Annotated in this window: 24 protein-coding genes and 2 pseudogenes; 16 read left to right on the top strand and 10 right to left on the bottom strand. The window is 64.0% G+C overall.

The genetic code is table 11. The annotated features are described in order from the left end of the window. Positions 1-139 precede the first annotated feature (139 nt). Positions 140-496, bottom strand: a complete 357-nt coding sequence (gene queD / locus NTD82_RS01855; RefSeq protein WP_095157136.1) for a 6-carboxytetrahydropterin synthase QueD — start codon at positions 494-496, stop codon at positions 140-142. A gap of 50 nt (positions 497-546) precedes the next feature. Beyond that, positions 547-1,629, bottom strand: coding sequence for a hypothetical protein (locus NTD82_RS01850; protein ID WP_095157137.1), 1,083 nt, complete (start codon positions 1,627-1,629; stop codon positions 547-549). Positions 1,630-1,798: 169 nt separating this feature from the next. Here NTD82_RS01850 and NTD82_RS01845 point away from each other — a divergent pair, with 169 nt between their 5' ends. From NTD82_RS01845 to NTD82_RS01830, 4 genes are read left to right on the top strand one after another with little or no spacing between them, the layout of a single operon-like run. Further along, a complete protein-coding gene (locus NTD82_RS01845) occupies positions 1,799-2,107 on the top strand; it encodes a PepSY domain-containing protein (protein WP_095157138.1) in 309 nt (102 codons plus the stop codon). Next, the gene (locus NTD82_RS01840) at positions 2,107-2,421 is read left to right on the top strand and encodes a PepSY domain-containing protein (RefSeq protein ID WP_095157139.1); all 315 of its coding nucleotides are present in this window, start codon (positions 2,107-2,109) and stop codon (positions 2,419-2,421) included. The genes NTD82_RS01845 and NTD82_RS01840 overlap by 1 nt, the downstream gene beginning before the upstream one ends. Further along, positions 2,421-3,086, top strand: coding sequence for a response regulator transcription factor (locus NTD82_RS01835; RefSeq protein ID WP_095157140.1), 666 nt, complete (start codon positions 2,421-2,423; stop codon positions 3,084-3,086). The genes NTD82_RS01840 and NTD82_RS01835 overlap by 1 nt, the downstream gene beginning before the upstream one ends. Further along, positions 3,083-4,405: a sensor histidine kinase gene (locus NTD82_RS01830; RefSeq protein WP_262127557.1), complete on the top strand. Its 1,323-nt coding sequence runs from the start codon at positions 3,083-3,085 to the stop codon at positions 4,403-4,405. Before NTD82_RS01835 ends, NTD82_RS01830 begins: the two co-directional genes overlap by 4 nt. 24 nt (positions 4,406-4,429) lie before the next feature. Here NTD82_RS01830 and NTD82_RS29195 read toward each other — a convergent pair whose 3' ends face one another. Further along, positions 4,430-5,185, bottom strand: a complete 756-nt coding sequence (locus NTD82_RS29195; protein WP_371864307.1) for a methyl-accepting chemotaxis protein — start codon at positions 5,183-5,185, stop codon at positions 4,430-4,432. A 102-nt stretch (positions 5,186-5,287) separates the two neighbouring features. Continuing rightward, positions 5,288-6,256, bottom strand: a pseudogene (locus NTD82_RS29190) (HAMP domain-containing protein); the annotation flags it as partial. A gap of 589 nt (positions 6,257-6,845) precedes the next feature. Between NTD82_RS29190 and NTD82_RS01820 the strand changes: the two are divergent. Next, positions 6,846-8,165 carry a Na+/H+ antiporter family protein gene (locus NTD82_RS01820; protein WP_095157143.1) on the top strand — a complete coding sequence of 440 codons (1,320 nt, stop codon included), beginning with the start codon at positions 6,846-6,848 and terminating at the stop codon, positions 8,163-8,165. Positions 8,166-8,196: 31 nt separating this feature from the next. Here the strand turns inward: NTD82_RS01820 and NTD82_RS01815 are convergent, their stop codons facing one another. The 3 genes from NTD82_RS01815 to NTD82_RS01805 all read right to left on the bottom strand — a co-directional run bounded on the left by NTD82_RS01815 (position 8,197) and on the right by NTD82_RS01805 (position 12,819). Continuing rightward, the gene (locus NTD82_RS01815; RefSeq protein WP_095157144.1) at positions 8,197-9,210 is read right to left on the bottom strand and encodes a FecR family protein; all 1,014 of its coding nucleotides are present in this window, start codon (positions 9,208-9,210) and stop codon (positions 8,197-8,199) included. A gap of 186 nt (positions 9,211-9,396) precedes the next feature. Continuing rightward, positions 9,397-11,166: an acyl-CoA dehydrogenase C-terminal domain-containing protein gene (locus tag NTD82_RS01810; protein WP_262127554.1), complete on the bottom strand. Its 1,770-nt coding sequence runs from the start codon at positions 11,164-11,166 to the stop codon at positions 9,397-9,399. Positions 11,167-11,196: 30 nt separating this feature from the next. Next, a complete protein-coding gene (locus NTD82_RS01805) occupies positions 11,197-12,819 on the bottom strand; it encodes an acyl-CoA synthetase (protein ID WP_262127553.1) in 1,623 nt (540 codons plus the stop codon). A 206-nt stretch (positions 12,820-13,025) separates the two neighbouring features. On the opposite strand from NTD82_RS01805, the gene NTD82_RS01800 reads away from it, so the two are divergent. Together NTD82_RS01800 and NTD82_RS01795 are read left to right on the top strand one after the other, a co-directional pair. Further along, on the top strand, positions 13,026-14,822 hold the full coding sequence (locus tag NTD82_RS01800) for a PAS domain S-box protein (RefSeq protein ID WP_262127552.1): 1,797 nt from the start codon (positions 13,026-13,028) through the stop codon (positions 14,820-14,822). A 14-nt stretch (positions 14,823-14,836) separates the two neighbouring features. Continuing rightward, positions 14,837-15,463: a response regulator transcription factor gene (locus NTD82_RS01795; protein WP_262127551.1), complete on the top strand. Its 627-nt coding sequence runs from the start codon at positions 14,837-14,839 to the stop codon at positions 15,461-15,463. Positions 15,464-15,527: 64 nt separating this feature from the next. Here the strand turns inward: NTD82_RS01795 and NTD82_RS01790 are convergent, their stop codons facing one another. Further along, entirely contained in the window at positions 15,528-15,848 is a 321-nt protein-coding gene (locus tag NTD82_RS01790; RefSeq protein ID WP_095157149.1) for a YqjD family protein, read from the bottom strand. A 132-nt stretch (positions 15,849-15,980) separates the two neighbouring features. Between NTD82_RS01790 and NTD82_RS01785 the strand changes: the two genes are divergently transcribed. The 7 genes and pseudogenes from NTD82_RS01785 to zapE all read left to right on the top strand — a co-directional run bounded on the left by NTD82_RS01785 (position 15,981) and on the right by zapE (position 23,240). Continuing rightward, entirely contained in the window at positions 15,981-16,247 is a 267-nt protein-coding gene (locus NTD82_RS01785; protein ID WP_095157150.1) for a hypothetical protein, read from the top strand. A 192-nt stretch (positions 16,248-16,439) separates the two neighbouring features. After that, positions 16,440-16,946 (top strand): annotated as a pseudogene (locus NTD82_RS01780) (RNA polymerase sigma factor); the annotation flags it as partial. 4 nt (positions 16,947-16,950) lie between these two features. Next, positions 16,951-17,823: a FecR family protein gene (locus NTD82_RS01775; RefSeq protein ID WP_262127550.1), complete on the top strand. Its 873-nt coding sequence runs from the start codon at positions 16,951-16,953 to the stop codon at positions 17,821-17,823. A gap of 118 nt (positions 17,824-17,941) precedes the next feature. Continuing rightward, entirely contained in the window at positions 17,942-20,383 is a 2,442-nt protein-coding gene (locus NTD82_RS01770) for a TonB-dependent siderophore receptor (RefSeq protein ID WP_262127549.1), read from the top strand. A 178-nt stretch (positions 20,384-20,561) separates the two neighbouring features. Next, positions 20,562-20,843 carry a hypothetical protein gene (locus NTD82_RS01765; RefSeq protein WP_410017017.1) on the top strand — a complete coding sequence of 94 codons (282 nt, stop codon included), beginning with the start codon at positions 20,562-20,564 and terminating at the stop codon, positions 20,841-20,843. 23 nt (positions 20,844-20,866) lie between these two features. Continuing rightward, positions 20,867-22,015 carry a PQQ-dependent sugar dehydrogenase gene (locus NTD82_RS01760; protein WP_262127548.1) on the top strand — a complete coding sequence of 383 codons (1,149 nt, stop codon included), beginning with the start codon at positions 20,867-20,869 and terminating at the stop codon, positions 22,013-22,015. A gap of 85 nt (positions 22,016-22,100) precedes the next feature. After that, positions 22,101-23,240 (top strand): cell division protein ZapE, encoded by a 1,140-nt coding sequence (gene zapE, locus NTD82_RS01755; RefSeq protein ID WP_262127547.1) that lies wholly within the window; start codon positions 22,101-22,103, stop codon positions 23,238-23,240. 18 nt (positions 23,241-23,258) lie between these two features. Here the strand turns inward: zapE and NTD82_RS01750 are convergent, their stop codons facing one another. Next, positions 23,259-23,693, bottom strand: coding sequence for a YqaA family protein (locus tag NTD82_RS01750; RefSeq protein ID WP_095157204.1), 435 nt, complete (start codon positions 23,691-23,693; stop codon positions 23,259-23,261). Between the two features lie 233 nt (positions 23,694-23,926). Here NTD82_RS01750 and NTD82_RS01745 point away from each other — a divergent pair, with 233 nt between their 5' ends. Further along, a complete protein-coding gene (locus NTD82_RS01745) occupies positions 23,927-24,493 on the top strand; it encodes an antibiotic biosynthesis monooxygenase (RefSeq protein ID WP_175649541.1) in 567 nt (188 codons plus the stop codon). 58 nt (positions 24,494-24,551) lie between these two features. Continuing rightward, positions 24,552-25,370: an alpha/beta fold hydrolase gene (locus tag NTD82_RS01740; protein ID WP_262127546.1), complete on the top strand. Its 819-nt coding sequence runs from the start codon at positions 24,552-24,554 to the stop codon at positions 25,368-25,370. Positions 25,371-25,623: 253 nt separating this feature from the next. Here NTD82_RS01740 and NTD82_RS01735 read toward each other — a convergent pair whose 3' ends face one another. Then, positions 25,624-26,535, bottom strand: coding sequence for a LysR substrate-binding domain-containing protein (locus NTD82_RS01735; protein ID WP_262127545.1), 912 nt, complete (start codon positions 26,533-26,535; stop codon positions 25,624-25,626). Positions 26,536-26,586 lie beyond the last annotated feature (51 nt).

Below are 26,586 nucleotides of genomic sequence, written 5' to 3'. Positions count from 1 at the left end.
TCATCGTCAAGATTAAATTCCGAAACCCCTATCTGCGTATGCAGGTAGGGGTTTTGTCTTTATATGGCCGAAAAAACAGGTCAAATAAAAAGGGCTTGTCTCGTATCGAGGCAAGCCCTTTTCGTATGGCGCGAAGTAATCAGTCGCCGGTGTACTCACAGCCGCTGGTACAGGTCTCGTGAATACGAACCTTGCTCAGCTCCGGCAGCAGCGGTTTGACCTGTTCCCAGATCCATTTGGCGATCACTTCACTGGTCGGGTTTTCCAGGCCAGGAATGTCGTTGAGGTAGTTGTGATCCAGCTGCTCATAAAGCGGCTTGAAGATGGCCTTGATTTCGGAGAAATCGCGAATCCAGCCGGTATGAGGATCCAGCGGGCCGGTGAGGTGCAGGGCGACCTTGAAGGAGTGGCCATGCAGACGACCGCATTTGTGACCGGCGGGGACGTTCGGCAGGCGGTGTGCCGATTCAAACGTAAACTCTTTGAAGATTTCCAAGGTATCTATAACTCTGAGAACCAATGCTGGAGCGCAGTTTACCAGCAAGGTCACTTCAGTGGTTGCAGATGGTCGCCCAACCTGCCGGTCTCCACCAGTTCGAGAAACGCGTCACCCAGCCGTTGGCTCTCGCTCATTGCTGTGTGCCAGTAACGCTGGCGACTGGAAGCATCGCCCATGAAACGTTTGAAGTCGCTGCGGTCTGGCAGCTTGCCGTATGGCAGGCGCGCCAGGTATTGCGCTGATGGAGCGAGCAGCAGGACGTCTTGCAGTCGGTCAGCGTCGCCGCGTCGCCATGGCAATGCCTTGTCGAACCAGCCCGGGATCACCTTGTCGGTGAAGTGCGGGTACAGAACGATGTCTTCGCCGCTGTAGGGCAGGTCGAGGTGATAGTCGAGCAGGCCGCCGTCGCGATAGGTTCCTGGCCCTGCGCCCGGGATGTCCCGTACACCTTCCATGACCATCGGGATCGAGCCCGACGCCAGTAATGCATGGCGCAGGTTGCTGCTGGCCAGCGGCAGATAACGTGACGGGAAATCTATCAGCGGCTGCAACGGCGGCGCGCTGCGGGCGTCGTGCAGGATGATGCGTTCGAAGTGTCGCGCCAGCCGTGGTCGGCCGATAAGGTTGTCGGCGATCACCGAGGACAAGCCGATACCCAGCCGCCCGCGATGGTCATCGGCAAGTAAGCCGTGGCTCTTCACCACAACGATATTGAGCCGGTAAAGCGGGTTATCGAGGATGCTGGCATCACGGCCCTCCAGCAGGTCGTCGAGCATGCGCTGGCAGCTCAGGCTGACTTCGCCTTGAGTCACGCCCTTGGCGAAGTCCTGGGCCGTATAGAGGTCGCCGAGTCGGCGGAGGGCCTGGGCCGGGTCGGGCAGACAGGCGCTGGCGAAGCGCCAGGAACCGATCGAGGCGCCAATCAGCGCGCGCTCGCGTGGCGCACTTGGCAGCCACTGACCGAACAACGCCAGATCCAGCCCCTGTATGCCCAGTGCCTTTGGCCCGCCAGCAGCGCCGGGCAGCACACCGACGTCAGCGGGCGCCAGGCCGCGTTGACGGATGCGGGCAAGGGCACGTTTACCGGCCTTCAGGGTCAGTGCGGGGTATTTGATCTGGATGGCGGTCATGCGGGTCTCTCTGTGTCGAGGGTGCGAGTATAGAGAATCGCTGCGACCTTGCGCGCCAAGACGGTGCGTCCAAGCGGCGCTATCATGTCGCCAGCTGTTTTCAGGTTCAATTAAGTTCGACTGGGTAACATTTCCCACGTACCCCACCGAACCTCAATGGAGAAATACGATGAAGACCCTGACTGCCCTGTTCGCAACCGCTGCCCTGGCCCTGAGCGCCAACGTCGCGATGGCCAAGGATGTGCGCACCGACGAAGTGGTGAAACTGGTCCAGACCAAGCAGATCCAGTCGCTGGACGAACTCAACCAGAAAGCGCTCGCCAAGCACCCCGGCGCCACGATCAAAGACACCGAGCTGGAAGATGTCTACGGCCGTTACGTCTACAAGGTCGAACTGCGTGATGCGCAGAACGTCGAGTGGGATGTGGATCTGGACGCCAAGACCGGTGAAGTGCTCAAGGATGTTCAGGACCGCTGATGATCCGGCTTTCGCAAACGGCACGCTGGACACTGCTTGCGCTACTGGCCTGCTGCTCGCTGGCCATGGCCCGCGACCTTGACCAGGATGAAGCCCTGCAGTTGCGTCGAGAAGGGGTGATCCTCCCGCTCGAGCAACTGCTGCAATCGGCCCTGGGACGCTATCCCGGGGCGCGTTTGCTGGAGGCGGAGCTGGAAGAGGACGACGATGAATACGTCTACGAGGTCGAGTTGCTGACTGTCGAAGGCGTGGTGCGGGAAATCAAGTTGCATGCCGCCAGCGGTGTCCTGCTCAAAGATGAGGAAGATGATTGATGCGTTTGCTACTGGTCGAGGACAACGTCTCGCTGGCTGACGAACTGACCGACAGCCTGCAACGCCAAGGCTACGCGGTGGACTGGCTGGCCGATGGCCGTGACGCGGTGTATCAGGGCAGCAGTGAGCCCTATGACCTGATCGTGCTCGACCTCGGCCTGCCCGGCATCCCCGGTCTTGAAGTGCTGAAGCAATGGCGCGCCGGTGGCCTGGTGATACCGGTGCTGATCCTCACCGCGCGCGGCTCGTGGGCCGACCGTATCGAAGGACTCAAGGCCGGCGCCGATGATTACCTGAGCAAGCCCTTCCACCCCGAAGAGCTGCAATTGCGTATCCAGTCGTTGCTGCGCCGAGCACGAGGCCTGGCCAATCAGCCGACCCTGGAAGCCTCCGGCCTTCATCTCGACGAAGGGCGCCAGTGTGTGACCCGTGAAGGCGAGGACGTGCAACTGACCGCCGCTGAATTTCGCCTGTTGCGCTACTTTATGCTGCACCCGCAGCAGATCCTTTCAAAAAGCCATTTGGCCGAACACCTGTACAACGGCGAGACCGAACGTGATTCCAATGTCCTCGAAGTTCACGTCAACCACTTGCGTCGCAAGCTGGGCCGCGGCGTGATCGAAACCCACCGGGGCCAGGGCTACCGCTTCGGTGGGGTGGCGTGAGGTCCATTCAGTCGCGCCTCAGCCTCGGCCTGGCCGGGGTGCTGATCGTCGTGGGCTTGGCCCTGGCCCAGGTCAGCCTCTGGCTGTTCGAGGTGGGCTTGCAGCGTTATCTCGAGGCCGGGCTGCGTAAGGAAAGCGAGAACCTGCTGGTCGCCCTGGTCCACGGTCACGACGGTGTCGAGCTGGATCAGCAGCGGATTTCCGCCGCCTACAACCGGCAATTCTCCGGCTATTACTTCCGCATCGATTTCGACGGCAAGACCTGGCGCTCCCGCTCGCTGTGGGATATGGAGATGCCCAAACCGGAGACACCCGGGCTGCACGACGGCTTCGAACTCGGCCCGCGAGGCCAGCAGTTGCTGGTGTTGCGGGCTGACTACCGGCGTCAAGGTCAGGCGATGTCCATCAGCGTCGCCCAGGATTACACGCCGATGCGCGACAGCTTCCGGCGATTGCAACAGATCGGCCTCGGCCTCGGGCTGTTGGCCCTGGTGCTGGTGTTGGTGCTGCAGCGCGTCATCGTCAAGCGCTCGCTGAAGCCGCTTGAGCGCGCCCGCGAGCAGATCGCGCAGTTGCAGCAGGGCAAGCGCTCGCAACTGGACACCGAGGTGCCAAGCGAACTCGAGCCGCTAGTGGCGCAGGTCAACCACCTGCTGGCCCATACCGAAGACAGCCTGCGCCGTTCCCGCAACGCGCTGGGCAATCTCGGGCACGCCTTGAAGACGCCGCTCGCCGTGTTGCTCAGCCTCGCTGCCAGTGAGCGTCTGCGGGAAGTGCCGGGGTTGTCCGCGCAGATGCGCGAGCAACTGGAGCAGATCCAGCAGCGTTTGAGCCGCGAACTGAACCGCGCCCGGCTGGCCGGTGATGCGTTGCCGGGCGCGCATTTCGATTGCGATGCGGAACTGCCCGGCCTGCTGTCCACACTGGGAATGATCCATGGCGACGGGCTGTCGATCCGGCAGGATGTGCCAGCCGGCCTGTCGTTGCCTTGGGACCGTGAAGACCTGCTGGAGCTGCTCGGCAACCTGCTGGACAACGCCTGCAAATGGGCGGACAGCGAAGTCTGCCTGAGCATCAGCCAGACGCCGGATCACTACCGGCTGTGTATCGATGACGACGGCCCGGGTATTCCCGAGGACGCTCGGCAGGGCGTGCTGGAGCGCGGTGCGCGGCTGGATGAGCAGATCGATGGCCACGGCCTCGGCCTGGGCATCGTGCGCGACATCGTCGAAGCCTGGCATGGCCGGATGGACCTGGAGGGGAGTGCGCTTGGCGGGTTGCGGGTGCGTATCGAGCTGCCGCGCCGGGCTGGGCGCTGAGGCCCTGCCGGCGCGGCATACAGATCAAACCTGGAAGTGGTCCATCAGGCTTTGCTGCTGGTTGGCCAGGCTGTTCAGTGACTGGCTGACCCGGGCCGATTCATCGGCCTGATGAGACAGCGACTCGGTGACGTCACGGATGGTCGCGACGTTGCTGCTGATCTCCTCGGCCACCGCGCTCTGTTCTTCAGCGGCACTGGCGATCTGCAGGTTCATGTCGGTGATGACCGTCACCGCTTCGCCAATCTGCCGAAGCGCGCTCACCGCCTGACCGACCTGCTCGACACTTCCCTGGGCCTGGCGATGGCTGCTGTCCATCGCACCGACCACTTCGCGGGTACCGGCCTGCAACTGCTCGATCACATGGCGGGTTTCTTCCACCGATTCCTGGGTGCGCTGCGCGAGGTTGCGGACCTCGTCGGCGACCACCGCGAAGCCGCGCCCGGCCTCGCCGGCGCGGGCCGCCTCGATGGCGGCGTTGAGCGCGAGGAGGTTGGTCTGTTCGGCGATCGAGCGGATCACTTCCAGTACCGAACCGATCTTCTCGCTGTTTTCCGCCAGGCCTTCGACCTGATTCATCGCGGTACTCATGTTGGCGGCCAGGGCGTCGATGCTGCTGGTGGTCTGGTTGATCACCGCCAGGCCCTGGCGGGTGGCCTGATCGACGTCGCGGGCGGCTTGCGCGGCCTGCGCGGCGCTGCGGGCCACGTCATGGGCGGTGGCGCTCATTTCGTGGGATGCGGTGGCCACCTGATCGACCTGGCGGTATTGCTGTTCCATGCCAGCGCTGGTCTGGCTGGCGATTGCCGAAGATTGGTCGGCGGTGCTGCGCGCGGCGTGCACCGAGCGTTTCACTTCAGCGATGGTCGGTTGCAGCTTGTCCAGGAAGCGGTTGAACCAGCCGGCCAGTTCACCGAGTTCGTCCTGCTTGTTGTAGGCCAGGCGGCTGGCCAGGTCGCCGTCGCCGCTGGCGATTTCGCGCAGGCGGTGGGCGACGTGGAGGATCGGCCGGGTCACGCCGCGGGCCATCAGCCAGATCAACAGCAGGCCGACCACCGCGGCCAGCACGCCAAGCGCCAGTTCGATCAGCGTGCCGTTGGTGTTGCGTTGGTCGAGTTCCTGCTTGAGGGTTTCGGCGGGACCGATCAGTGCGCTTTCCGGCACGTCCAGCAGCACGCCCCAAGGCTTGGCGCCCGGGGTCGGGGCGAAGGAGGCGAGGATTTTCAAGCGGCCGTCGTTCTGAATGCTGTGCAGCACCGCGCCGTCGGCCATCAGGCGCACCAGTTCGGCGCCGTTGCGGGAGTCGATCTGTTCGTAGCGCTGGGCCAGCTTGCTGGCGTCCGGGCTGTAGCCGGCCAGCAGGCCCGCGGGGCTGAGGATGCCGATCTGGGTCTGGCCGCCGTAGAGGTTGGCGCTGGCCTGTTTGCTCATGGCTTGCAGGCTGTTCAGGTTGATGTCGATGGAGAGGGTGGCGATCACCTTCTCGGCGACGATCAGCGGGAACACGATGCTGGTCATCAGCACCTGCTGGCCGTCGATTTCGTAGAAATACGGTTCGGTCACGCAGGTCTTGCGGGTGGTGCGCGGGCACACCGACCAGGTGTTGGCCGGCTCGCCGCTCGGGCCGATGGTGGTGTCGGCCATGTCACGCTCGGGCAGTGCCATGGAGGTCAGCTTGCCCGGGGTCGGTTGCGACCAGTACAGGGCGAAGCGGCCAGTTTCGTTGCCGCCGATGGCCTCCTGGCCGGCGAACAGTTCATCTTTGCCATCCAGCGCGTTGGGCTCGAACACCAGCGACAGGCCGAGCAGGTCGGGGTTGGCCTGCAGCGCCGAGCGCACCTGGCGGGTCATGTCTTCGCGCAGGTCGAAGGCGTCGAGGAAGCGCTTTTCTGCCTGTTCGCGCAGGAACAGCACCTGGCGCGAGAAGCCGGCGCCATATTGATAAGCGTCCATGAACTGGCGGCGGATGTTCAGTGCCTGGACTTCGCCCTGGGACTCGATACGGCCCTGGGCCGCCTCGGTGAGCATGTGCATGCTGCTGGCCTTGACCAGCTCCGTTGTGTGTTCCATGCGGTACAACGAAAGACCCACCAGCAGTGTGACGATGCCCGCGAGGCACAATCCGGCCAGCGAGGTGATCTTCCATTGAATGGAAAGTTGTCTGAACAACATCGGCGAAATCCTTTGGACCAAAAGAGATAGACACTGCCGACTGTAACGGCAATGTGTGAACTTTCTTTATTCAAACGTTCAATTGAAATGCGCCGTTTTCGTTCATTCAGGCGACCCTCGCACCAGGATGAGGCGCCGCGCTTTGACATCCGGGGGGGCCTCCGTCAGAGTGTGCGCCTTCCAAAAACATACCGTCATTCGGTCAGTGCCTGAGGGCAAAACTGTCGCCGACGTACCCGCTTTTTGTCCGTTTCAAGAGGTTCACAGAATGAATGCAGTCATTGCCGCGGTCGGCATCATGCTGATACTGAGTCTGTCCCGCGTGCATGTGGTCATTGCCCTGATCGTCGGCGCGCTGGTCGGCGGCCTGGTGGGCGGGCTGGGTATCGAGGCCACGCTCAAGGCCTTCAACGGCGGTCTGGGTGGCGGTGCTACCGTGGCGCTGTCCTACGCCTTGCTCGGCGCTTTCGCCGTGGCTATCGCCAAATCCGGCCTGGCCCACGCCCTGGCCGATCGCGCCCTGGCGATGTTCCACGGGCAGAGCGAAGGCAACGGTGCCCGGGTGAAGTGGCTGCTGGTCGGCCTGATGCTGGTGGTGGCGATTTCCTCGCAGAACGTTCTGCCAATCCACATCGCCTTTATTCCGTTGCTGGTGCCGCCGCTGCTCTATGTGCTGACGCGCCTGCAGATCGATCGCCGGCTGGTGGCCTGTGTCATCACCTTCGGCCTGATCACGCCGTACATGTTCCTGCCGGTGGGCTTCGGCAATATCTTCCTCAACGAAATCCTGCTGGCCAATGTGGCCCGCAGCGGCGTGGACGTCAGTGGCGTCAATGTCACCCATGCCATGGCGATTCCGGCGGCGGGCATGCTCGCTGGCCTGCTGATCGCAGTGTTTTTCAGCTACCGCAAGAAGCGCGTCTACGACCTGGAAAAGATCGAGCAGGTGGAGCAGGTGGCGGTCAGCTACAACCCGCTGACCCTGCTGGTAGCGGGCTGTGCCATCGCCGCGGCGTTCATCATTCAGTTGTGGCTGGACTCAATGATCATCGGCGCCATGGCCGGGTTCCTGATTTTCTCGGCCTCCGGCATCGTGCGCTGGAAGGACACCGACGACCTGTTCACCGAAGGCATGAAAATGATGGCGATGATCGGCTTCATCATGATTGCCGCGTCCGGTTTCGCCGAGGTGATGAAGGCGACCGGGGAGGTGAAGACGCTGGTGGAGGCGTCCGCGGCGTGGATCGACCACAGCAAGGGTGTCGGCGCGTTGCTGATGCTGCTGGTGGGCCTGCTGGTGACCATGGGCATCGGTTCGTCGTTCTCCACCGTGCCGATTCTCGCGGCGATCTTCGTGCCGCTGTGCGTGCAACTGGGCTTCGATCCGATCGCCACCGTGTGCATCGTCGGCACCGCTGGCGCCTTGGGTGATGCCGGCTCGCCCGCGTCCGACTCGACCCTCGGCCCGACCTCGGGGCTGAACGTCGACGGCCAGCACCACCACATCTGGGACACGGTGGTACCGACCTTCATCCATTACAACCTGCCATTGCTGGCGGCGGGATGGGTGGCGGCGATGGTCTTGTAAGCAGGAAGCGGAACAGGGCGGGGCGCGAGGCTCAGCCCTTTTTCGGCGGCGGGGAGATGCGGTTGAGGACGGTGTTGCCGTCCTTGTCCTGGGTCAGGTAGACCGGCAGTACCTTGGGCAGGCTGCGCACCAGACGGTTGACGTCGTTGGTGTTGTAGATGCCGCTGATGCGCACGTTGCCGGTGCTGGCATCGGCCAGGCGCAGCGGGCTTTCCAGGTAGCGGTTGATCAGCGGCAGGGCCTGGTCGAGGGTGAGGTTGTCGATCACCAGCTTGCCGCTGCGCCACGACAGGCTGGAGTCGTTGGCGTAGGTCTGGTTCAGGCTCGGTTCGAGATCGCCGGTGGTATAGCTGGCCTGCATGCCCGGGCCGAGGCGGTAGCCGCTGCCGGGCTTGAAACTCTCGCTACTGACCAGCACCGAACCTTCCACCAGTGTCACCTTGACCTGGTCACGGTATTTCCAGACGTTGAACTGGGTGCCGGTCACCTGCGTCTGGCCGTTGCCGGCGCGGACGATGAACGGGTGGCCGGTGTCGTGATGGACCTTGAAGAACGCCTCGCCCTTGACCAGGGTCACCCGGCGCTCGTCCTTGTAATGGGTGTAGCGCAGTGAGGTGCCGAGGTTCAGTTCGACTTCGCTGCCGTCGCCCAGGGTGACGGTCCTGCGGGCGTCGGTGGTTTTTTCCGACTGGTAGTCGTTGGGCAACCAGCCTTGTTCCCAGCCGATCCAGGCGCCGACCGGCAGCGCCAGCAGGGTGATCACTGCTGCCGACGCGTAGTGACGCATGCGCTGGGGCTGTGGTCTGGGCTTGATCGGCAGGTGCAGAATCTGTGCGGGGGTGGCTCGCGGCAGGTGATCGGCAGTGACCCAGATCTCCTGCATAGCTTCGTATTCCTGCAGGTGAAGCGGGTTGGCGGCCAGCCATTGTTCGAATTCGGCGAGTTCTTGCGCGGTGCAGTCCTCAGCGTGCAAGCGCATGCACCAATGCGCGGCGGCATCGGTGATGGCATTCAATTCGGCGTCGCTGGGGCTGACCTGATTCATTGATACTCCCGGTTTTGCGCAATTCTAACCCCGCCGGGTAGGCGGGGAGAACCGAGATCATGGCGAATCACTATCAGTTGTGAGATTTATTCGCAGGAAATCACCTACAAAAACGATTTTCTCCGCACAAACCGACCAACGGTCGCAAGACTACGGCAAGCCGCCACTTGCCGTAGTGCGTGCAGTTCAGAACTGTTCGGCGGCCAGTTGGAACAGGCTGTCGCTGCCCGCCTGAATGCTCGCCTGCAACGACAGAACCCGTGGCAGCAAACGTTCGAAGTAGAACGTCGCCGTGGCCAGCTTGGCGCCATAGAAGTCCGGCTCGTCGGCGTGATGCGCGCGGGCGGTAGCGGCCATGCGCGACCACATGTAGGCGTAGGCGACGTAACCGAACAAATGCAGGTACTCCATCGACGCCGCACCCACGGCATTGGCGTCCTGGCTGGCCTGCTCGCGCAGCCACTGGCTGGTACTTTCCAGCCGCTCCAAGGCGCCCAGCACCTGCGCGGCGAAGGGCGGTTCGCTTTCGCAGAAAGCGCGGATTTCCGCCGCCAGCAACGCCAGCGACTGACCGCCATCAGCCACTACTTTGCGCCCCAGCAGGTCCAGCGCCTGGATGCCGTTGGTGCCTTCGTAGATCTGCGCGATACGCACATCCCGCACCAGTTGCTCCTGGCCCCACTCGCGGATGTAGCCGTGGCCGCCGAACACCTGCTGGCCGAGCACGCAGCTCTCAAGACCGGTGTCGGTGAAGAACGCCTTGGCCACTGGCGTCAGCAGTGCGACGAGGCGTTGCGCCGCCTCGCGCTCGGCGGCGTCTTCGGTGTACTTGGCGGTGTCCAGTTGCTGGCCGACGTACGTGGCGAAGGCGCGGCCACCTTCGGTCAGGGCGCGCATGCTCAGCAGCATGCGGCGCACGTCGGGGTGGACGATGATCGGGTCGGCGATCTTGTCCTTCGCCTGCGGGCCGGTGGCGGCGCGGCTTTGCAGGCGATCGCGGGCATAGCGCGCGGCATTCTGGTACGAGGCCTCGGCGCAGCCGATGCCCTGGATGCCGATGGACAGACGCTCGTAATTCATCATGGTGAACATCGCCGCCAGGCCACGGTTCGGCTCGCCGACCAGGTAGCCGACGGCGCCGTCGAAGTTCATCACGCAGGTGGCCGATGCCTTGATGCCCATCTTGTGCTCGACCGAGCCGCAACTGACCGCGTTGTCCACGCCCAGGCTGCCGTCGTCGGCGACGATGCGCTTGGGCACCAGGAACAATGAGATGCCCTTCGGTCCGGCGGGGGCGTCCGGCAGCTTGGCCAGCACCAGGTGGATGATGTTGTCGGTGAGGTCCTGGTCGCCGCCGGTGATGAAAATCTTGGTGCCGCTGATGGCGTAGCTGCCGTCGATCAGCGGCTCCGCCTTGCTGCGGATGATCCCCAGGTCGGTGCCGGCGTGGGGTTCGGTCAGGCACATGGTGCCGGCCCACTCGCCGCTGTACAGCTGCGGCAGGTACAGGGCGCGCAGGTTGTCGCTGGCATGAGCGTCGATCGCCAGGCAGCAGCCGGCGCTCAGCGCCGAATAGAGGCTGAAGCTGCAGTTGGCGGCGTAGAGCATTTCTTCGAATTGCACCGCGAGCATCTTCGGCATGCCCATGCCGCCGTGTTCCGGGTTGCCGGCGAGGCCGACCCAGCCGCCTTCGCGGTAGGTCTGCCAGGCCTGCTTGAAACCTTCGGGCGTGGTGACCTGGCCCGCCTCGAAGCCGACCCCCTGTTCGTCGCCGCTGCGGTTGAGCGGGGCGATCAGTTGGCCGGTGATTTTCGCCGCCTCTTCAAGGATCGCGTCGGCGGTCTCGCCATCGACACTGGCCGCCAGCGCGGGCAGCCGTGCCCATTGGGCCGGGCCCTGGAACACCTCGTGGAGGACGAAGCGCATGTCGCGCAGCGGGGCATTGAATTCAGGCATCGTGGTTCTCGTTGGAATGAGTAAGAGGGATCAGAGCGCCTTGGCCCAGTCGCGCAACAGGTACTTCTGGATCTTGCCGGTGGAGGTCTTCGGCAGCTCGCGGAACACCACCGTCTTGGGCAGCTTGAAGCCGGCCAGGTGTTCGCGGCAGAAGGCGATGATCTCGGCCTCGCGGGTGTCTTCGCAGCCGGCCTTGAGGGTGATGTAGGCGCACGGCGTCTCGCCCCATTTTTCGTCCGGCCGGGCCACTACCGCGGCTTCCAGCACCGCGGGATGACGGTAGAGGACGTCTTCGACTTCGATGGTGGAGATGTTCTCGCCGCCGGAAATGATGATGTCCTTGAGTCGGTCCTTGATCTCGACGTAGCCGTCCGGGTGGCAGACGGCGAGGTCGCCGGTGTGGAACCAGCCGCCGCGGAAGGCTTCGGCGGTGGCTTCGGGGTTCTTAAGGTAGCCCTTCATCACCGTGTTGCCGCGCATGAAGATCTCGCCCAGGGTGTTGCCGTCGCGGGCCACCGGTTCGAGGGTTTCCGGGTCGGCGACCATCAGGCCTTCGAGGGTGGCGTAGCGCACGCCCTGGCGTGACTTGATCCGCGCCCGTTCCTGCAGCGGCTTTTCATCCCATTCGGCATGCCAGGCGCAGACGGTCACCGGGCCATACACCTCGGTCAGGCCATAAACGTGGGTGACCTTGATACCCATTTCTTCCACGGCGCCAATCACCTTGGCCGGCGGCGCGGCGCCGGCGACCATGGCGTTGACCGGGTGATCGATCGCCGCCTTGGCCGAGTCAGGCATGTTGATCAGCGCATTGAGAACGATCGGCGCGCCGCACAGGTGAGTGACCTGGTGTTCGCGGATCAGCGTAAGAATCTTCTGCGGATCGACCCGGCGCAGGAACACATGCGTGCCGGCCAGCGCGGTGACGGTCCACGGGTAGCACCAGCCGTTGCAGTGGAACATCGGCAGGGTCCAGAGGTAGACCGGATGGTTGCCCATCGCCCAGGTCATCTGGTTGCCCAGCGAGTTGAGGTAGGCGCCGCGGTGGTGATAGACCACGCCCTTGGGGTTGCCGGTGGTGCCGGAGGTGTAGTTCAGCGAAATCGCCTGCCACTCGTCCTCGGGCCAGTGCCAGGCGAACGCCGGGTCGCCCTCGGCCAGAAACGCCTCGTAGTCCAGCTCGCTGACGGCGCTGCCTTCGCCGTATTCCGGGTCATCGACATCGATCACCAACGGCGGATGAGCCATGAGTTTCAGCGCGGCGCTGATGACCTTGTGGAATTCGCGGTCGGTGATCAGCACCTTGGCTTCGCCGTGTTCGAGCATGAAGGCGATGGCCTCGGCGTCGAGGCGAACGTTGAGGGCGTTGAGCACCGCGCCGATCATCGGCACGCCGAAGTGCGCTTCGAGCATGGCCGGGATGTTCGGCAGCATGACCGCCACCGTATCGCCCTGGCCGATGCCGCGGCCCGCCAGGGCACTGGCCAGGCGGCGGCTGCGCTGGTAGGTTTCCTGCCAGTTGCGGCGGATCGAACCGTGGATCACGGCGGGGTACTGGCCGTAGACCGCGGCGGTGCGTTCGATGAAGCTCAGGGGGGTGAGGGCGACGTGGTTGACGGGGGCGGGCTGCAGGCCCTGGGAGAAGATCGACATGGAAAGCATGGTCCTGTGCAGGAGGCAGCCGCGTCGGGACGCATGCTGAAACCTCCGATGGCTGATTGTTAGCTCTGATCAGGTTTCATGGAGCAGATTCACGGGGACTGCTCCGGTGGTGCATTTTTACGCTGTTCGCCATGTTACCTGGAAGATAGACTATAGCAATATGGTACAAATACTATAAAAATCCCGGAGCAGACGCTTTGATCGCCATCCCCTCGGCCTTGCTCGACAAGGACCCGCAGCCCAGTTTGCTGCTCGATGCCGGTGCCACCTTGCGCGCGGCCAACCCCGCCATGCTCGAACAGCTCAACGGCTGGCCACCGCAGAGCCTGGCCGTGTTGCTGCCGGCTAATCATGCCGCGCTGGTCAGTGCCTGCCTCAGTCAGCAGCGGGCGATCAGCGATGTCGAGAGCCAGGCCGGCGAGCGCATTCTGCTCTGGACCTTTATCCCCGCCAGCGCCGATCTGGTTATTGCCCGGTGCCGCGACGCCACCGTCGAACGCCGTGCCGAACGCGAGGCCAGCCAGGCCCGCCGCCTGTACCGGCTGATCACCGAGAACACCACCGACCTGATTTCCCGGCACACGCCCGACGGCTGCTTTCTCGACGCGTCGCCGGCGTCTTATCGCCTGCTCGGCTACTGGCCGGAAGAGCTGCGCGGGGTTGCGGTGCAGTCGCTGTTCCATCCCCAGGACCGCCAGCAATTCCTGCAACAGGCGGCGCAAGCGCTGGAGAAAGACGGCTACCAGACCATGACCTGCCGGGTACGCCACCGCGATGGCCGCGACCTGTGGTTCGAGATAGCCAGCCGGGCGATCCGCGAAACCTACACCGGCGCGGTGGTGGAAATCGTCAGCGTCTCGCGGGACATCAGCGTGCGCATCGAGGCGCAGGAAAACCGCAGGCGGCTGGCTGAAGTTGTCGAGGCCAACACCGACCTGGTGCTGTTCACCGACCCGGACGGGCGCCTGACCTACCTCAATCGTTCCGCGCGGCGCGCCCTCGGCTTGATGGACGTGGACGCGGTGCCGCTGCTGCGCCAACTGCTCGACGAAGACGCCCAGCAGCGCCTGGATGATGAAGGCTGGCTGTGCGCCGAGCGCGACGGTGTCTGGCAGTGCGAGGCGCGGCTGGCGCCATACGACGGTGGCGCGGCGTTTCCGGTGTCGCTGGTCTTGCTCGCGCACACCGCCGCCGGTGGCGAGCGCTATTACTCGCTGGTCGCCCGCGACATGACCGAGCGCGAGCTGCGCGAAACCCAGCAACGTCGCCACCAGGACGAACTGGCCCACACCGCGCGGCTGGTGACCCTTGGCGAACTGGCCTCCGGTATCGCCCACGAGATCAACCAGCCGCTGGCCTCGGTGCTCAATTACGCCGCTGCCAGCCAGCGCTACCTGCATGCGCTGGACCGTGATCCACAGGCGGCGGGCCGGGTTGCCCAGGGTTTGCAGCGCATCAGCGAACAGGCAACCCACGCCGCCGAAGTGATCAAGCGCCTGCGCGCCTTCCTGCGCAAGGAGCCGCGGCGCCTGCAGGCGCTGTCGGTCGCGCAGGTGGCGCGCGAGGCGGTGCGCCTGTGTGCCTGGGAAGCCAATCACGCGCAGGTGACGATCGAGCAGCGAATGACGGACAATCTGCCGCCGGTCTACGCCGACCGGGTGCTGCTGGAGCAGGTGCTGCTCAATCTGCTGCGCAACGCCATCGACGCCAACCGCGAGAAACAGCCGGGCCAGCCGTCGCGGATCGTGCTCAGCGGTAAGCAGGAGGGCGGTTGGCTGCTGATCGAGGTGATCGATCAGGGACCGGGCGTGGCGCTGGACCGACTGGACGGGATCTTCACTCCGTTCACCACCAGCAAGCCCGAAGGGCTGGGCCTCGGCCTGAGCATGAGCCGCAGCATCGTCGAAGGTTTCGGCGGCACCTTGCAGGCCGGCCCGAGCGAGGGCGGCGGATTGATTTTGAGCTGTCGGCTGGCGCCGGCGGCAAGTGTTTGAACAAGGGGATTTTCATGCAGGATCCGAAGGTCTATGTGGTCGACGACGACCAGGGCATGCTCGACTCCACGGTCTGGCTGCTCGAATCCGTCGGCCTCAAGGCGCTGCCCTTCACCAGTGGCCAAGCGTTTCTCGATGCTTGCGAAGGCGACCTGCCGGCCTGCGTGCTGCTCGACGTGCGCATGCCCGGCATGGGCGGGTTGAGTGTTCAGGAAGCGCTGCGCGCGCGTGGCGTTGACCTGCCGGTGATCTTCGTCAGTGGCCACGCCGACGTGCCCATCGTGGTGCGGGCATTCAAGGCCGGCGCCTGCGATTTCATCGAAAAGCCCTACAACGACCAGTTGCTGCTGGACAGCGTCCAGGACGCCTTGGGCCGGTCATCGAAAGTCCAGGTGGGAAGCCGCCAGCGTGACACGGTGCAGGCGCGGATCGACAGCCTCACCCCGCGCGAGCGGGACGTGTTCCTGCCGCTGGTGCAGGGCTACACCAACCGCGAGATTGCCGAGCAACTCGAGGTCAGCGTGAAAACCGTGGATTTGTACCGGTCGCGGGTGATGAAGCGAATGCAGGCCGAGCATCTGCCCGATCTGGTGGGGATGGCGATTGCCTGTTCGCTGGTGGATCCGTTGCAGTTGCGGTGAGACATCAGGGCCTCATCGCGGTTTTGCCGCGATAAGGCCCGAATAGTCAGAAACGATCTTCAGCTCAAGGCCGGCGACCCAGCAGCAACCCCACCACCAGCCCGAAGCCCGCCGAAATCGCCACGGTCTGCCACGGATGGCCGCCAATGTAGGTCTCGGTGGCGTCCACCACCGGCTTGACCTGGTCGCGCACGCTGCCTACCGCGTTACTTGCCTGCTTGAGTTTGAGCTGCAATTGCGCGCGCAGGGTCTCGGCTTCTTCGCCGACCAGCGCAGCGCTCTCGTTGAGCAGCTTTTCCGATTCTTCGATCAGTGCCTGCAAGTCACTGAACGCTTGATCCTTGATTTGCTCGCTTTCGCTGTGCAGGGTGCTTTTCCTCGCCATGAATACTTCCTCGGGTAAGTGATGGACCTACTGAATGGAGTGTCCGTCTGTACGGAAAGTTGCAGTGGTTTGCCGGGCGTCGGCGGCTACAGTGTAAGATAGCGGCCATTTTCACGCGGCAGGAATTACCCCATGAGTTTCAATCTGGCCAACAAGAGCTTCGCCGAGCGGGCGGAGATCGAGGATGAGAAAGCGCGGCTGTTCGAGCTGTGGCAGACCAACCTGGCCAAGGCCAAGGGCGAAGCGGCCCGCATGATTGGCGAGAAGCCGCGGCGCAAGGGCAAGTGGGCCGAGTGGGTACGCGCGGAGCTGGACAGCATGACGCCGCCGGAATTCGCCAACATGGTGCGCAGCGAGATCAACAAGCTGATGGCCGCGGCCAGCGCCGGGAAGTCCTGATCCAGGCCACATGCCTCAGGCTATTCAGCACTCTTGAGACCGGGCGCGCCCTGCGATCGGTCTCGACACCCCTCCTGACATCCGACAAAAAAGCCAGACCGCCTCGCTCAGGATTGAAATTCGGACACATTATGAAAGATACTGTTTCTCATTAACGTCCGATAACTTCTCCCACCGGCGATCCTCCTTCCCATGCTGACGTCTCCCGTGTCCGGGCTGCTGGCCAGTTTCCAGGAACACTACGATGAGCTGCTGCAGTTCCTGACCCGGCGCATGAACGACCGCCAGCGCGCGGCCGATGTCGCCCAGGAAACCTACCTCAAGTTGGTGAAGATCGAGCAGCAGGCGCTGCCGGTGCTGCATGCGCGCAGTTTCATTTTCCGCGTCGCCGGCAATCTGGCGATCGACACCTTGCGTCGCGAACAACGCCAGGAGAGCAACCTCGGCGACAGCGACGCCGCAGCGCAGATGGCCTGTCCGGCACCGGCACCCGAGGCGGCGCTGCTGGCCCGGGAGCGTCTGGAAATCCTCGATGAAGCCTTGTTGCAACTGTCGGAAAACGCCCGTCAGGCGCTGTTGCTCAATCGCGTCGAGGGCCTGACCCAGGCGCAGATTGCACAACGACTGGGCGTTTCCGAGAGCATGGTGGCAAAATACATCGGCCAGGCCCTGCGCCATTGCCGGGACTGGCTCAAGCACAACCATGACTGAAACCTCCATGCCCGAACCGCAGCCACTGACCGACCTCTCCGACGATGCCATCGACTGGCAGGTCCTGTTGCATTCGGGCAACGCCACTCAGGCCGATCGCGACCGTTACCAGCGCTGGCGCGGGCTCAGCGCCGAGCATCTGGCCGCCGCCGAAGAGGCCGAAGCGCTGTGGGGCGATCTCGGTCACACCCAGGCCGCGGCGCAACTGCCAAAGGCCCCCCGTCGTCGCCACTGGGGTTCGGCCATCGCCGCCTCGCTGCTGGCGGCTATGCTCGGCTACGGTGGCTGGCAGCAGGCCCCGGCGCTGCTGGCCGATTACCACACCAGCACCGGCGAGCGCCGCACCATCACCCTGGAAGATGGCTCGAAGGTCACCCTCAACAGTGCCAGCGCGCTGTCGGTGAATTTCAGCGGCGAGCGCCGCACGGTGTCGCTCAAGGCGGGCGAGGCGTTGTTCGAACCGGCCGCGGACCCGCGCCCCTTCGTGGTAGACAGCGGCGCCGAGGCGGTGCAGGGCAGCGACGCGGTGTTCAGCGTGCGGCGGCACGGTAGCGGCAACAGCGTGGTGGTCACCCGTGGCGAGGCGCAGGTTGGCGAGCGGCGCGTGGCGGTCAGTCCTGACGCCCAGGCCCAGACCGCCTGGCAACGCGGCAAGCTGATCTTCAATGGCCGGCCGCTGCGCGAAGTGATCGCTGAACTTGAGCGCTACCAGCACGGGCGCATCCTGATCTCCGACAGCCAGGTGGGCGCGCTGCAGGTCAGCGGCGTGTTCGACCTCAATGATCCCCATGCGCTGCTGCGCACCCTCGAACAGCGCTATGCGCTGAAGGTCACCTACCTGCCGTGGTTGGCCGTGCTCTACTGATTTTTTCCGGGCGAAAATAATTTCGGAAAGTCACTGCAAGTTCTTCGACGCCAGATCGTCGTAGTGGGACTGATCAGCAATCCGTTCTCATTTACGTTTACCTGTCTGGAAGAAAACAGTGAAAGGTCCGTTCAACTCCGCCGCGCGTTCCACCGACTATTTCAAGCATGCCGTGCTGGCATCCTCCGTTGCCGCCGCGTTGCTCGGCGCCGTTGCCGTGCAGGCCGCCGAAGCCGTCGCCCCGGTACAGGCCGCCGCTTCGCAGGCCCGCCAGGTCAGCCTCGACCTGCCAGCGCAAAGCCTCGACCAGACCCTGACCCGCTTCGCCGACCAGGCCGACCTGCACCTGCTGTTCACCACCAGCGATGTCGCCGGGCTGTCCAGCTCCGGGCTGCGCGGCACCTTCAGCATCGAAGACGCGTTGCAGCGGCTGCTGGCCGGCAGCGGCATGAGCTGGCAATTCAGCGACGCGCGCACGGTGATCCTGCGCAAGGGTGAACCGCAGGCCAGCGTCAGCCTCAAGCCGATCGAAGTCAGCGTCGCCTCGCGTACCAGCACTTCCATCAGTGAAATCCCTAGCACTGTCTGGGTGGTCGACCAGGAGCAACTGAAAGAACAGATCAGCAGCGGCGTGAGCCTCAAGGAAGCCATCGGCAAGCTGGTGCCGGGCCTCGACCTGGCGCCGGAAGGGCGGACCAACTACGGCCAGAACATGCGCGGTCGCAACGTGCTGGTGATGATCGACGGCGTCAGCCAGAACAGCTCTCGCGGCCTGTCGCGGCAGTTCGACAGTATCTCGCCGTTCAACGTCCAGCGCGTCGAAGTGCTGTCTGGCGCCAGCGCCATTTATGGCGGCGGCGCCACCGGCGGCATCATCAACATCGTCACCAAGAAAGGTGAACCGGGGCCGGCGCGCTTCGAAACCCAGGTCGGTGCCAGCAGCGGCTTCAACAACAGCGATGACCTGTCGACCCGCGTCGCCCAGTCCATCAGCGGCGGCAACGAGCGCATCAACGGCCGCCTGGGCGTTTCCGCCGAGCAGAACGAAGCCTTCTACGACGGCGCCGGCAACCAGATCTTCATCGACAACACCCAGACCGACCTGCAATACAACCGCACCATCGACGTGATGGGCAGCCTTGGCCTGCAGTTCAACGAGCAGCAGAGCCTCGACCTGCTCGCCCAGTACTACGACTCTGGCAATCACGGCAGCACCGGGATCTTCTTTCCCCACCTGAACTACAACGCCCCGTCGGACCTGGAAAACGCCGAACTGCGCAGCGGCTACTCCACCGACCTGGAACCGCGCACCAAGCGCCTGTTGCTCAACGCCAACTACCACCACGCCGATGTGCTCGGCCAGGACTTCTACCTGCAAGCGTCCTACCGCAAGGAAGACGACAACTTTTACCCGTTTCCCTACTACAACGCGGGCACGCCAGCCGGTTCCCGCGGCGTGTACTTCGCCGCTTCGCAACAGAACTTCGAGGTCAGCAGCCTGAAGGCGCTGTTCGCCAAGCAATGGGACAGCCTCAAGCTGACCTACGGCGTGGACCTCGACCGCGAGCGCTTCAACGCCGAGCAGACCACCTTCGACGCGCGCGCGTCATCGAGCAGCGGCGGCCTGGACTTGAACGAGGCGAGCAAGGCGGCGCGTTATCCCAGCTACCGCGTCGACGGTATTTCCGCCTACGCGCAACTGGATTGGCACCTCACTGAAACCCTGACCCTGTCCGGCGGCGCCCGGCGTCAGCAGATGGACGTGGATGTCAGCGACTTCAAGGGTGTTCCCGGCGGCAGCAACGATTATCAGGTCAGCCTGTATAACCTCGGCGCCATCTACGACTTCAAGAACGGTCATCAGGTCTGGACCAACTACGGCGAAGGCTTCGACCTGCCGGACCCGGCCAAGTACTACGGCAAGGCCGGCATGAGCGTCGAGGACAACCCGCTGGCGGGGATCAAGAGCCGCCAGGTGGAAATGGGCTGGCGCTATGCCGACCTCGACTGGGATGCCCAGGCGGCGGTGTATTACATCTGGTCGGACAAGATCATCAACGTCGATTCGAAGACCTTGACCATCAACGTCGATGAGAAAAAGAGCCGCGACTTCGGCCTCGAAGGCGCGCTGACCCGTCACTTCGAAAGCGGCTGGGAAGCCGGCGCCACCCTGCACCTGGTGCGCTCGGAAGAAGAAGACGCCAGCGGCGACTGGATCAAGCGCGACGCGCGCTACGCCTCGCTGTCCAAGTCCACCGCCTTCGTTGGCTGGAAGGGCGATGGCCGCAGCGCGCGCCTGCAGGCGAACAAAGCCTTCACCCTCAAGGACGACGCCGACCACACGATCAGCGGTTACACCACCCTCGACCTGCTGGGCAGCCAGGACACCGGCTTCGGCACCTTCAGCGCCGGCATCCAGAACCTGCTGGACAAGCAATACAGCACCGTCTGGGGCCAGCGCGCGACGCTGTTCTATTCGCCGGTTTACGGCCCGGCCTACCTCTACGACTACCAGGGGCGCGGCCGCACCTACACCCTGACCTGGTCGCTGGCCTACTGATCCGGCCACGGCACCCGGTGAACGCGCCGGGTGCCATCAGGGCAATCGTTCCCCCTGTAACAATATGAATTACCTCCGTGAGGTTTGCGGCTTTGTCGCGAACCTCTCGGGCCGTAGGCTATCCAACGCTTGGTGATGCCCACGTGCGGAGGTGATTGTGTTCGAACGCGCCCATTCCATCCTGATCGGTGCCGCGCTGATCTTCTCGATCAGCGGCCCGCTGCTGGCCGCCACTGCCGACAACCCGCAGAACAGCCCGATCCACCGGGCCAATCCCAACAGCCGCCAAGGCACGGTGCCGGCCACGCCGCCCATGCCTGGACCTTCCACTGCACCCAACCCGCGTCCGCCGACCCTCGAAAACCGCGGCATCGGCAACGGCGACAACCTGCGCCGCGAACAACAGACGCCGCGCCTCGAACCCTCCCGTCCGCCCCGCGATTCACAGCGCGCGCCGTGATCGCCCCTCGAAAGGAATCCCGCATGACTTCACGTTCCTGGCTGCTCGCCCTGGGTGCCGCCGTCCTCTTGCCGCTCGGCGCCCAGGCCGCGCCCGAACGTACCTTCCCCAGCGAAGACGGCACCCTCAAGGTCAACACCCTGGCCGAAGGCCTCAAGCATCCGTGGGCCCTGGCCTTCCTGCCGGGAACCCAGGGCATCCTGGTCACCGAACGCCAGGGCAACCTGCGGGTGATCGGCGCGGAAGGGCGGGTCGGCCCACCGCTGAGCGGTGTGCCGGAGGTCTGGGCGCAAGGGCAGGGCGGCTTGCTCGATGTGGTGCTGTCACCCACCTTCGACAAGGACCGGCTGGTCTACCTGTCCTACGCCGAAGGTGGTGGCGATGGGGGCACGGCGGGCACTACGGTGGGGCGCGGACGGCTGTCCGCCGACCTCGCCCGGATCGAGGATTTCAACGTGATCTTCCGCCAGGAGCCGAAGCTCTCGACCGGCAACCATTTCGGCTCGCGGCTGGTGTTCGACCGCAATGGCTACCTGTTCATCGCCTTGGGCGAGAACAATCAGCGAGCCACATCGCAAGACCTCGACAAACTCCAGGGCAAGGTGGCGCGCATCCTGCCCGATGGCGAGATTCCCAAGGACAACCCCTTCGTCGGGCAGAAAAACGTGCAGCCGGCGATCTGGTCCTATGGCCATCGCAACCAGCAGGGCGCGGCGCTCAACCCCTGGACCGGGCAGCTCTGGACCCACGAGCACGGCCCGCGTGGCGGCGACGAAATCAACATCCCCAAGCCCGGCAAGAACTACGGCTGGCCGCTGGCGACCCATGGCATCAACTACTCGCTGCTGCCGATTCCCGAGGCCAAGGGCAAGGAAGTGGAGGGGACCGTTCCGCCGCACCACGTCTGGGAGAAATCCCCGGCCATCAGCGGCATGGCCTTCTATGACAACGAGCGCTTCAAGGCCTGGGACCACAGCCTGTTCATCGGCGCGCTGGCGGCGCAGGAGGTGATTCGCCTGCAACTGAACGGCGACAAGATCGTTCACGAAGAACGGATGCTCGGACAGTTGAATGCCCGGGTCCGCGATGTGCGGGTCGGACCGGATGGGTTTCTGTATGTGCTGACAGACGAGGAAGACGGGCAGTTGTTGAAGGTCGGGCTGGCCGAGTAATTCGCGGCCGTTTGTGCGGGCCTCATCGCCGACTATGCCGGTGATGAGGCCCCTGAAAATCCCTACACAATCCGCGTCATCCCTGATGTACCCTGTGCCCTTTTTCCCACCGAGGGCCTGCATGTCCAGCGTCAACACCCCATTGGCCCTTTACCAGCAGGCCATCACTGCCCAAGGCTTCGTCGCCGACCCCGCCCAGCAACAGGCCGCCGCAGCCCTGCAGGCCTGCTTCGAGGCGGTCGAACGCGGTGAGCCGGCCAATGGCGTTTACCTCTGGGGCCCGGTCGGGCGGGGCAAGACCTGGCTGATGGACCAGTTCCATCGCTGCCTGACCATTCCCGCCCGGCGCCAGCATTTCCACCATTTCATGCGCTGGGTTCACCAGCGTCTGTTTCAGCTCAACGGCACCGCTGACCCGTTGCAGGCCCTGGCTTTCTCCCTGGCCGAAGAAATCCGCGTGCTGTGTTTCGATGAGCTGTTCGTCAACGACATCGGCGACGCGATCATTCTCGGCCGTCTGTTCCAGGTGCTGTTCGAGGCCGGCGTGGTGGTGGTCGCCACCTCCAACCAGCCGCCACGGCAGCTTTATGCCGATGGCTTCAACCGCGAGCGCTTCCTGCCGGCGATCGAGGCGATCGAGCGCTGCATGACCGTGGTGCCGGTTCACGGCGAGCAGGACCACCGCCTGCACCCCGGCGCGCTGCATCAGCGTTATTGGGGTCGCGATCCGGCGGCGCTGGCCAATGTGTTCGCGCAATTGAGCGGTGACGCACCGGCGACCAGCGAAGACCTGGAAGTCGGTTATCGCACCCTGCAGGTGGTGCGCCGCAGTGACAAGGTGCTGTGGTGCGATTACCCGCAACTCTGCGAGCAACCGTTGGCGGCCATGGAGTTCATGGCCCTGTGCGAGCGTTTCGACGCCATCCTGCTGGGCGGCGTGCCGGCCCTTGGCGCGCCGACGCGGCCGGGCAAGATCGCCCGGGGCACTGAGGACGGCGCCGAGCGGGTGGTGGCGGGGGACCGCGAACTGCCGCAACTGTCGGTACAGGACGACGGCGCCCGGCGCTTCATCGCCCTGGTCGATGAGTGTTACGACCAGCGCGTGGCCCTGTATCTCGAAGCCGACGTCCCGCTGGAAGTTCTCTACACGCAAGGGTATCTGGAGTTCCCGTTCCGCCGGACCCTCAGCCGGTTGCAGGAAATGCAACTGCAGCGCTTCTGCTGAGGATTTGCGCAGGGCCTGTCACAGGCTCTGCCAGCCAAGGGTGATGACCACCAGCACCAGATAGCGCCCGCCTTTTGCCAGGGTCACCAGCAATACGAAGCGCCAGAACGGCTCGCGCATGATGCCGGCGATCAAGGTCAGTGGGTCGCCGATCACCGGCATCCAGCTCAACAGCAGCGACCACTGCCCATGGCGACGGTAACGCTGCTGGGCCTTTTCCAGTTGCGCGGCAGAGAAGGGGAACCAGCGTTTGTCGCGCCAGCGCTCGATGGCCCGCCCCAGCAGCCAGTTGACGATCGAACCCAGCACATTGCCCACCGTCGCCACCAGCCACAGGCTCGCCACGGCGGCCGGGTCGTGGAGCAGCAACCCGACCAGCACCGCCTCGGACTGCAACGGCAGCAAGGTGGCGGCGCCAAACGCCGCCAGAAACAGACCCCAGTAACTCAACACGGCATGGCCACAATCATCGTTCGACAGGCCTCGTAGGATATTTCCCGGATATCGCCGCGGCCAGCGAGGAAATCTTTGCTGACATGATCGTTCATAAAATAGAACGCTAAAGCGAATTTTCGCTATCTAGTGCCAATGAGGTTCTGAATTTAATCTTCTCCCATCAACGCAAACGCAGCCGAGCGGCCTCAGTATCGGGGCACGGGCCTACTAATCGTCAGGGAATGTTGCATATGAACAGCGCCGATCAAGACAACCGCAACGTGGTAACACTGGTGATCCAGCACAAGGCCCGCGCCGACGCGCTCGCCCAGTACGAAGCCTGGCTCAAGCGCGCGGTCAGCGTCGCCCGCCAGCAGCCGGGTCACCTGGACGTCAATGTGATCCGTCCCGACGCCGATGGGCGCCACTTCACCACGGTCGTGCGCTTTGCCCAGGCGAGCCAGTTGCAGGCGTGGGTCAACTCCGCCGAGCGCCAGGCGATGATCGATGAGGTCATGCCGCTGCTGGAAGACGGCGACAACACCCAGGTCCATGACGACCCCGAATTCTGGTTCACCCCGCCCAGCGCCGGCGCGCCACAACCGCCGCGCTGGAAACAGGCACTGCTGACGTACCTGGTGATCTGCCCGATGACCTTTCTGATCCCGGCGCTGCTGGCGCCGCTGTTCGCGCAGTTCCCGCTGCTCGGTGGGCGGATCATCGGCAACATGATTGGCAACCTGTTCGTCATTTTGCCGGTGGTATTTTTCATCATGCCCTGGCTGACCCGCCGCACCGCCGCCTGGCTGCGCGCCTGAACGTTTCCCACACCCCGTACTCAAGACTCTGACCACCCTGTTTCCCGGAGATACCCCTATGAGCACCCTCGTTACCCGTGATGGCACCGCGATTTATTACAAAGACTGGGGCAGCGGCAAGCCCGTGCTGTTCAGCCACGGCTGGCCGCTGGATGCCGACATGTGGGATGTACAGATGGAGTTCCTGGCCAGCCGCGACTACCGCGCCATCGCTTTCGACCGCCGTGGTTTCGGCCGCTCCAGCCAGCCGTGGAACGGTTACGACTACGACACCTTCGCCGAAGATATCGCCCAGTTGATCGAGCACCTCGACCTGCGCGACGTCACCCTGGTGGGCTTCTCCATGGGCGGCGGCGATGTCACCCGCTACATCGCCCGGCATGGCAGCGAGCGGGTCGCCGGCCTGGTACTGCTGGGTGCGGTGACCCCGCTGTTCATCAAGACCGCCGACAACCCCGATGGCGTCGACAAATCGGTGTTCGACGGCATCAAGGCCGGCCTGCGCGCCGACCGCGCCCAGTTCATTGCCGACTTCGCCACGCCGTTCTATGGCATCAACCATGGGCAGCAGGTGTCGCAGGGCGTGCAGGCCCAGACGCTGAACATCGCGTTGATGGCGTCGCTCAAGAGCACGCTGGATTGCGTGACGGCATTCTCGGAAACCGACTTCCGCCCCGACATGGCGAAGATCGACGTACCGACCCTGGTGATCCACGGTGACGACGACCAGATCGTGCCGTTCGAAACCACCGGCAAGAAGGCTGCGGAGATGATTCGCGGGGCGGAACTGACGGTGTACAGCGGTGCGCCGCACGGGTTCGCGGTGACCCATGCGCAGCAGTTGAATGACGATTTGCTGGCGTTTTTGTCGCGGTAAGTCGGGTTTACGGCCACAAGGCCAAAATACTTCGAGGCGAGGATCGGGCGAGGGCTGCCCGGTCCTCGCCTCGATCGTTTTGGCGCCCTTCAGATTGAGCGCCATCACTACCCTGTGGGAGTGGATTCATCCACATTCGCGGTGACCTGACGCTCTGTATTGTCTGCGAGATGTGTAGATACTTATGCAGCGATGCGTCGCTCAGTCGGCGCTCGTTCCCATCAATACCGAAAACTCTCAGGCATCCCCCCACTCACGCCATATCGCTCTGCGCAAACTCCTCCGCCAAATGGTCAATCAGCGAGCGCACCGACGGCAGCAGCCCACGTCGCGACGGGAAGATGGCGTGGACGATCCCGCAACGTGGCTGCCACTCCGGCAACAACTCCACCAGCCGCCCCTCGGCCAGGTCTTCACGCACCGCGACCCGCGGCAAATGCGCGATGCCCACCCCCGCAACCACGAAGTGGCGCAAGGCGAACAAGTCGTCGGTGACCATCCGTGGTTTGTGCGGGATCACCAGGCTGGTGCTCATGTCCTCGCCCTGGAACAACTCCCACTGGTATTCGCGCTGGACGCTGCCCCAGTGAACGCTGGGCAACTGGCTGAGCATCTGCGGGTCGAAATCCTTCGGCAGACGTTCAAGCAGCGCCGGCTGGCCGACCAGGCACTGGGTGCTGTTGCTCAGCACCTTCATCACCATGTCAGTGTTTTCCAGCGGCGGGAAACGCACGCGCAGCGCCACGTCGACGCCTTCGTGGAGCAGGTCGACGCGGCGGTTGGTGCTCTCGATGAACAGTTCCACCCGTGGGTACTTGAGCATGTAGCGGGTCAGCATCGGGCCGACCCAGGAGTTGAGCAGGGTGGTGGGGCAACTGATTCGCACCAGGCCGCGGGGTTCGCTGAGGTTGCGCGCGATGACTTCCGCCGCGCCTTCGGCCTCGACCCGCATGGCCGTGCAACGGCGGTAATACTCCTGGCCGATTTCGGTCAGCGAGCAATGGCGGCTGGTGCGGTGCAAAAGGCGAACGCCCAGCCGCTCTTCAAGGTCGGCGATGCGCCGGCTGAGCTTTGACTTGGGCATGTCCAGCGCCCGCCCGGCCGGGGCGAAGCCGCCGTGTTCGACCACTTGGGTGAAGTAATAGAGGGAGTTGAGGTCTTCCAAGGATCGTTCTCCGGCTGGAACGCTAGTGGAAAACCGGGGAGTCTATCTCAG

Origin of the sequence: Pseudomonas sp. 5P_5.1_Bac1 (assembly GCF_025466015.1) — a bacterium.
Lineage (GTDB): Bacteria > Pseudomonadota > Gammaproteobacteria > Pseudomonadales > Pseudomonadaceae > Aquipseudomonas.
This window is presented reverse-complemented; position numbering and strand designations above follow the sequence as displayed.

What these genes read in the sequence shown, in the direction of transcription:
- NTD82_RS01815 (WP_095157144.1), bottom strand. Translation starts at nt 9,210, where the DNA reads ATGAATCAGGTCAGCCCCAGCGACGCCGAATTGAATGCCATCACCGAT.
- NTD82_RS01775 (WP_262127550.1), top strand. Translation starts at nt 16,951, where the DNA reads ATGACTGAAACCTCCATGCCCGAACCGCAGCCACTGACCGACCTCTCC.
- NTD82_RS01810 (WP_262127554.1), bottom strand. Translation starts at nt 11,166, where the DNA reads ATGCCTGAATTCAATGCCCCGCTGCGCGACATGCGCTTCGTCCTCCAC.
- NTD82_RS01805 (WP_262127553.1), bottom strand. Translation starts at nt 12,819, where the DNA reads ATGTCGATCTTCTCCCAGGGCCTGCAGCCCGCCCCCGTCAACCACGTC.
- zapE (WP_262127547.1), top strand. Translation starts at nt 22,101, where the DNA reads ATGTACCCTGTGCCCTTTTTCCCACCGAGGGCCTGCATGTCCAGCGTC.
- NTD82_RS29195 (WP_371864307.1), bottom strand. Translation starts at nt 5,185, where the DNA reads ATGGAACAGCAATACCGCCAGGTCGATCAGGTGGCCACCGCATCCCAC.
- NTD82_RS01840 (WP_095157139.1), top strand. Translation starts at nt 2,107, where the DNA reads ATGATCCGGCTTTCGCAAACGGCACGCTGGACACTGCTTGCGCTACTG.
- NTD82_RS01745 (WP_175649541.1), top strand. Translation starts at nt 23,927, where the DNA reads ATGAACAGCGCCGATCAAGACAACCGCAACGTGGTAACACTGGTGATC.
- NTD82_RS01845 (WP_095157138.1), top strand. Translation starts at nt 1,799, where the DNA reads ATGAAGACCCTGACTGCCCTGTTCGCAACCGCTGCCCTGGCCCTGAGC.
- NTD82_RS01820 (WP_095157143.1), top strand. Translation starts at nt 6,846, where the DNA reads ATGAATGCAGTCATTGCCGCGGTCGGCATCATGCTGATACTGAGTCTG.
- NTD82_RS01795 (WP_262127551.1), top strand. Translation starts at nt 14,837, where the DNA reads ATGCAGGATCCGAAGGTCTATGTGGTCGACGACGACCAGGGCATGCTC.
- NTD82_RS01850 (WP_095157137.1), bottom strand. Translation starts at nt 1,629, where the DNA reads ATGACCGCCATCCAGATCAAATACCCCGCACTGACCCTGAAGGCCGGT.
- NTD82_RS01760 (WP_262127548.1), top strand. Translation starts at nt 20,867, where the DNA reads ATGACTTCACGTTCCTGGCTGCTCGCCCTGGGTGCCGCCGTCCTCTTG.
- NTD82_RS01790 (WP_095157149.1), bottom strand. Translation starts at nt 15,848, where the DNA reads ATGGCGAGGAAAAGCACCCTGCACAGCGAAAGCGAGCAAATCAAGGAT.
- NTD82_RS01785 (WP_095157150.1), top strand. Translation starts at nt 15,981, where the DNA reads ATGAGTTTCAATCTGGCCAACAAGAGCTTCGCCGAGCGGGCGGAGATC.
- NTD82_RS01835 (WP_095157140.1), top strand. Translation starts at nt 2,421, where the DNA reads ATGCGTTTGCTACTGGTCGAGGACAACGTCTCGCTGGCTGACGAACTG.
- NTD82_RS01740 (WP_262127546.1), top strand. Translation starts at nt 24,552, where the DNA reads ATGAGCACCCTCGTTACCCGTGATGGCACCGCGATTTATTACAAAGAC.